Below are 5,158 nucleotides of genomic sequence, written 5' to 3'. Positions count from 1 at the left end.
GCCACACCATTCAGCAATGGTMCGCGGATTTCGTCGCCGAGCTGGAGAAATGCCGGGTCGAGAAGGCCGCCGTCGCTCCGCTCGCAGCGCAACCGCCGCAGGCGCTGCGCTGGCTGAAGTCGGCGATCTCCGGTGTGCGGCTGATCTAGTCCTCCTCCCTGTCCCCGTTCTTGCGGGGAGAGAGGCTGCCCCCGGATGCTCGGTATCCGCGTCTTTTTGCACGCTCATCTACGCGTCACGGCCGGGCTTGACCCGGCCATGACGGCGAACCTCGCGTGCCGTACAGCGCCTAATAACAATACGACACGCCATCCAGAATCGCGCAGCGGCGCTTGTTCGGCGCGTTGGGATCGTCCATCGGCACCATGCCGTTACCCTGGCCGACGAACACGCCGGGCCCGACATGCACCGAGCTCTTGTTGCCGATGATCACGCTCGGGTGCGGCGAGGCGCTCGACCGCGTCCCGTCCGGCCAGATGATCGCATCGCCCGAAAGCACCCCGCGCCGTCCGTCGTCGCAGCTCACGTCGCCCCCTTGCCGCGTGCAGACCTGCCCCAGGGCCGGGCCAGCGAAGGCGGTGCCAAGGGCCGAAATCAGGCTTAGCGCGGTGATGGTCTTGCGGATGGCCATGGTGTCCCCAAGCGGTTTGGCGTTCTCTGAAGAATCGTCGCGCCAAACCCGCCTCCGGTTCAGTCAGCGGGCGGTTCCAGGCGGCCCCGCGTCGTCATAGATTCGCTATAAAATACAATACCTTACGGAAAATTCACCCGATTTACCTGCGATCCCTTGCAAAATCATTGGCGCCCCTTCAAGAGAGAGCGCTCCGGAGAGATGGCCGAGTGGCTTAAGGCGCACGCTTGGAAAGCGTGTGTGCGGGAAACCGTACCGTGGGTTCGAATCCCACTCTCTCCGCCATCCCACGATTTTGTGCGCCAAGCTGCGATTCCGAACTATTTCGCGCGCGATCGCTGTTGGGCCTCGATCCTTGCGCGGGGGCAATGGTGCAGGAGTTGATAACCCCGCCACTGGAGCCAGCCCGGATTGCGGCCGCGCTGTCCGGTCCAGCTTCAGGTGTCATCGCGAAGATTTCCTCCAATCCCGAGAGCCGACATGAATGGAAACGACATCACGCGCATCCCGAACAGGAAGCTGCCCAGCAAGTCAGCGGTAGCAACATATCATCTGCCGGGCGGCGGCGGGTTGCTGTGGGCGGTGGCGGTTTCACCTGATCGCACCCAGGACATTCGCGTCCAGACGCTGGGCGCCCTGGGCGTCATCGATACCTATCTGAAGGATGCGGGTCTGGACCGCACGCGCATCGTCAAGGCTGAGATCGTGGTGACCGACCATGACAACAAGCCGGCGTTCGACGAGGCCTGGGCGAGCTGGATGCCGGCGGGCTGTGGGCCGGTGCGGTCGTTCGTGCAGTCGGTCATGCCCGATGGCGATCTGATCGAGATTATCATCACCGCCGCTCTGCCGGCCGGTGCGCGCGACACGTCTCAAGCATCAGGCTGAAGATCCCCGAACCTCGTTCGCTCGGACCCATCTTGCTGGCGCTCATCGGCCGTCGTCAGAGGACGACGTCCCGGTTGACGTTCTTGTACAGCAGATAAACCGAGTGGTTCAGGCCGGTGGGATAGAATTGCTGCGGACAGAACGATCCCATCCAGATGAAATCATCAACCCAGATCTCGTGCCAGCTATTGCCRAGATAATACAGGCCTTGCCCCTCCAGCATGAACAATCCGTGCTCCATGATGTGCGTTTCGACGGCCGGGAAGCAGACGCCGGGCTGGAAGAACATCAGGTTCATCTCAAAGTCGAACCGCAGGTCGCCCATTGGCAGCAGGTGCTTGAAACCGCGGCCCTGCAGCCCGGTATGGTTCGTCATCGGCATGGATTGTTGTTGACCGATAATCGCCGTCGGGGCGGCGATGCCCTCGGCCTGCTCATAGCGCTTCTTGACGGCGATGATGCGGGCAGGCGCGGTGGGATGACAGGACATCGTGAAGGACACGCCGGGCGGTACATAGACAAAGGCGCCGACAGCAAGCTCCACCGGGGGGGCGGAGCCGATGGTCATGTCCACGCCTCCTGCCACGACGTAGAAGAAGTGCTGCAGGTCCACACAGATCGGCTGGGCCGTACCGCCCGCGGGCTCGATCTCCAGCATGTACTGGGCAAAACCGGCACCGAGCGAAGGCGCCGCCAGAAAGCGCACGGTTGTGGATTTCCACGCTGGAAGCCGGCTCTTCAACACGCCTTCCGGCGGCATGAACGCGAAGTTGCGTCCGACAACGCCGCGATTATGGCCGATCGCGCCGGGAGGAACGACGCCGGGTTGGCCAGGCAAATCGGTGGGATGCATCTGAGGTCCTCGGTCAATGCGCGGGAGTCTGATTCAAGCGGAAGGCTCTAGCGATAGGCCGCGCCGCCCGGTGATTGTCAACTCCGGCTGCTCAGCTCGAGCGACTGGGGGTGGCGATCGAGCACCCTTGCGGCCGATCTGTGCCTCCAGCGGAGACGGAGGCCGGCCGGTTACCGGCTCGCCTGCCCGAGGCGCAGCGCAAGATGGACCGTCTGCGGGTCGCTGTGCGGGGCCGGCTTGAAGCCGAACTTGCCGAACACGGTCAGCATCGCCTTGTTCTCGGGCAGCACTTCAGCCGTGAGCTCGTTCAATCCGGCGTTGCCGGCAATCCTGCCGAGGTGATCCATCAGGATGGAGGCGACGCCTCGCCCCTGCCAGGCATCGATGACGACGAAGGCCATCTCGGCCCGGCCGGGCGCGAACACGACGTATCGACCACCTCCGACGATGATGTCCCGGCCGGCTTGCACGGCCCGCACCACCAGAGCGACGTGATCCCTGAAGTCGACCTCCATGAAGAAGGCGCGCTCCTTGTCGGAGAAATGGCGCTTCATCGCGAAGAAACGGCGCTGCAACGACTGCGCGCTCGTCTGGTCCAGCGCGGCGAGCATGTCGGCCTCGTCCTCCGGCCGAAGCGCGCGAACTTCGACCGGGCTGCCGTCGCGCAGGTGCTCCTGTGCACTGTAACTGGCGATGTCCGACATGCGGGTTCTGGTGTCGAGAGGCCGGGCGACGCACTTGCCCGGGCCGAGACCGTGTACGGCCTGGCCAGTCGCGGGCGCTTGATCTGGATCAAGGGTGCGGCGCGACAGCTGCGTCTACGCTGTTGCTTCGGGCTGGCACCCTTGACCTATGTCAATGGGGATCCCGGCGCCGTGGCAAAATACCGGGGTAAACGAGGCGGCCATCTCGTGATGGGCCGGTGGTGCTACGCCGACGACGGCAATGCCGTCCTGATCCAACCGCGATCATAGCGTTGTAACGGAGCGTTCTTGCCGCCGGTGCAAAAATCATCCTCCGGAGTGCTGCTGTTTCCGCAACAGCCAGCGTTGCAGCTGATCTATGATACCGCGCCGATCGGCCTTGCCTGCCTGTCGCCGGACTGCCGCTACCTTCAGATCAATCAGCGCCTCACCGAAATCTGCGGCATATCGATCGAAGATCATCTCGGGCGCTCCGTCAGGGATTGCGTGCCGGCGCTCGCGGGCGCGGTCGAGGAGATCGTCCGCTCGATCATGGAGACGGGAGAACCCGTGGTCGGCATCGAGGTGGCCGGGCAGCGCGCCGACCAGGTGGAGGAACGTTCGTGGATGACGTATTGGCACCCGCTGCGTTCGCCGAGCGGCGAGATCGTTGCAGTCAACGTCGCCGCCGAAGAGATTACCGAACGCAAGCGCGCCGAACATGAAATCCGCAAGGCCAGAGACGCTGCGGAGACTGCGCTGCGAGATTTGCGCGAAATCCAGGAATCCCTGGTGGAGGCGGAAAAGCTCGCTGCCCTTGGACGGTTGGTGGCCGGCGTCGCCCATGAGATCAACGGTCCCGTCGGCAGCAGCCTGACGGTCGCCTCGACGCTCCAGCAAAGAACGGAAATGTTCGCGGCGGAGGCGGCACGCGGCCATCTCAGGCGATCGAGCCTGCGGGATTTCCTCGATCTCATCAGCACGGCGTCGGGCCAACTGGTGACGAACCTTGGCCGTACCGCCGAACTGGTGCAGTCCTTCAAGCAGGTGGCCGCCGATCGGCGGCAGTTCAACCGGCGGACATTCGATCCGGGCGAGTTGACGGAGCAGGTTCTGTCGCGCCTGCAGCGCCAGTCGCGGGATTGCGATATCAGCATCCAGATTCAATGCGAGCCGAATCTTTCGATGGAGAGCTATCCCGGACCGTTCGGGCAGGTCCTGACCAACCTCGCTTTCAATGCCATCACGCACGCGTTCCCGGCGGGGCGGACGGGCATCATCGATATCAAGCTGCGTGCGGCCGGTGATGCGCATATCGAGCTTGTCGTTGGCGACGATGGGTGCGGAATGCCGGCGGATATCAAGCGCCAGGCCTTCGATCCGTTCTTCACGACCCGCCGGCATCAGGGCGCAACCGGGCTTGGTCTGCACATCGTTTACAGTCTCGTGGCGGAACAATTGGGCGGCCGACTGAAACTCGAAAGCGAGCCGGACGCGGGGACGACCATCCGGATCATACTTCCGAGGAGGGCGCCATTGTCGGGGCAATCCGATGCTCCGGGCGGGTATTGAGGCATATCAATGTCTCGCCTTGCGGCGGAATATGCTGGCCACCTGCGAGATGTCACGCTGCGAAAGCCGAAGGGATATCCGGATGATCACAGTTCCCGAATTGGTCTCGCAAGCTCTGGGCGCCTTTCTAACCGCGGAAACCAGGGACCGGTTTGGCGCTTCGCATGCCGGCCTGACCGAGCTGCTTCCGTTCGCGGCGAAGCTCACATTGGAGTGCATCGGCAACAGCGACGCGCTTTACCACAATATCGAGCATACGCTGCTCGTGACGCTTGCCGGGCACGACATCCTGACCGGACGGGCGCTGTTGCGGCCGACCACGGCCAACGACTATGCGAACTTCATCCTGGCCTGCCTTGCTCACGACATCGGGTATGTGCGTGGCGTCGTTCAGGGCGATGAGGACGAACAGTTCATTGCGGACGTGAACGGCGGCACCGTTCGCCTGCCACGAGGATCGTCCGACGCCGCGCTGGCTCCCTACCACGTCGACCGCTCGAAACTGTTCGTTCTCGAGCGGCTGGATTCCGT

5 protein-coding genes, 1 tRNA gene and 2 pseudogenes are annotated in these 5,158 nt (G+C 63.5%); 5 read left to right on the top strand and 3 right to left on the bottom strand.

Going from position 1 to position 5,158, the window contains the following annotated elements:
• Positions 1 to 149: pseudogene (locus ACXJL8_RS33445) on the top strand (trehalose-6-phosphate synthase); the annotation flags it as partial.
• A gap of 140 nt (positions 150 to 289) precedes the next feature.
• Here ACXJL8_RS33445 and ACXJL8_RS33440 read toward each other — a convergent pair.
• A complete protein-coding gene (locus ACXJL8_RS33440) occupies positions 290 to 631 on the bottom strand; it encodes a hypothetical protein (RefSeq protein ID WP_456619949.1) in 342 nt (113 codons plus the stop codon).
• Between the two features lie 195 nt (positions 632 to 826).
• On the opposite strand from ACXJL8_RS33440, the gene ACXJL8_RS33435 reads away from it, so the two are divergent.
• Both ACXJL8_RS33435 and ACXJL8_RS33430 read left to right on the top strand, forming a co-directional pair.
• Positions 827 to 916: transfer RNA gene (locus ACXJL8_RS33435), tRNA-Ser, on the top strand.
• 195 nt (positions 917 to 1,111) lie between these two features.
• Complete coding sequence (locus ACXJL8_RS33430; RefSeq protein WP_456619950.1) at positions 1,112 to 1,519, top strand: RidA family protein; 408 nt, start codon at positions 1,112 to 1,114, stop codon at positions 1,517 to 1,519.
• A gap of 55 nt (positions 1,520 to 1,574) precedes the next feature.
• Here ACXJL8_RS33430 and allE read toward each other — a convergent pair whose 3' ends face one another.
• Together allE and ACXJL8_RS33420 are read right to left on the bottom strand one after the other, a co-directional pair.
• Positions 1,575 to 2,372, bottom strand: coding sequence for a (S)-ureidoglycine aminohydrolase (allE, locus tag ACXJL8_RS33425; RefSeq protein ID WP_456619951.1), 798 nt, complete (start codon positions 2,370 to 2,372; stop codon positions 1,575 to 1,577).
• A 170-nt stretch (positions 2,373 to 2,542) separates the two neighbouring features.
• Positions 2,543 to 3,076: an N-acetyltransferase family protein gene (locus ACXJL8_RS33420; protein WP_456619952.1), complete on the bottom strand. Its 534-nt coding sequence runs from the start codon at positions 3,074 to 3,076 to the stop codon at positions 2,543 to 2,545.
• A 297-nt stretch (positions 3,077 to 3,373) separates the two neighbouring features.
• Here ACXJL8_RS33420 and ACXJL8_RS33415 point away from each other — a divergent pair, with 297 nt between their 5' ends.
• Positions 3,374 to 4,627, top strand: coding sequence for an ATP-binding protein (locus ACXJL8_RS33415; RefSeq protein ID WP_456620089.1), 1,254 nt, complete (start codon positions 3,374 to 3,376; stop codon positions 4,625 to 4,627).
• Positions 4,628 to 4,709: 82 nt separating this feature from the next.
• Positions 4,710 to 5,158, top strand: a pseudogene (locus tag ACXJL8_RS33410) (metal-dependent phosphohydrolase); the annotation flags it as partial.

The organism is Bradyrhizobium sp. P5_C11_2 (assembly GCF_054049755.1).
Note: the sequence above shows the minus strand (reverse complement) of the source record. Positions and strands in the feature narration are given on the sequence as shown.

Bases quoted from the DNA above. Each gene is read 5' to 3' on its own strand.
- ACXJL8_RS33440 (WP_456619949.1), bottom strand. From the start codon at position 631: ATGGCCATCCGCAAGACCATCACCGCGCTAAGCCTGATTTCGGCCCTT.
- ACXJL8_RS33430 (WP_456619950.1), top strand. From the start codon at position 1,112: ATGAATGGAAACGACATCACGCGCATCCCGAACAGGAAGCTGCCCAGC.
- ACXJL8_RS33420 (WP_456619952.1), bottom strand. From the start codon at position 3,076: ATGTCGGACATCGCCAGTTACAGTGCACAGGAGCACCTGCGCGACGGC.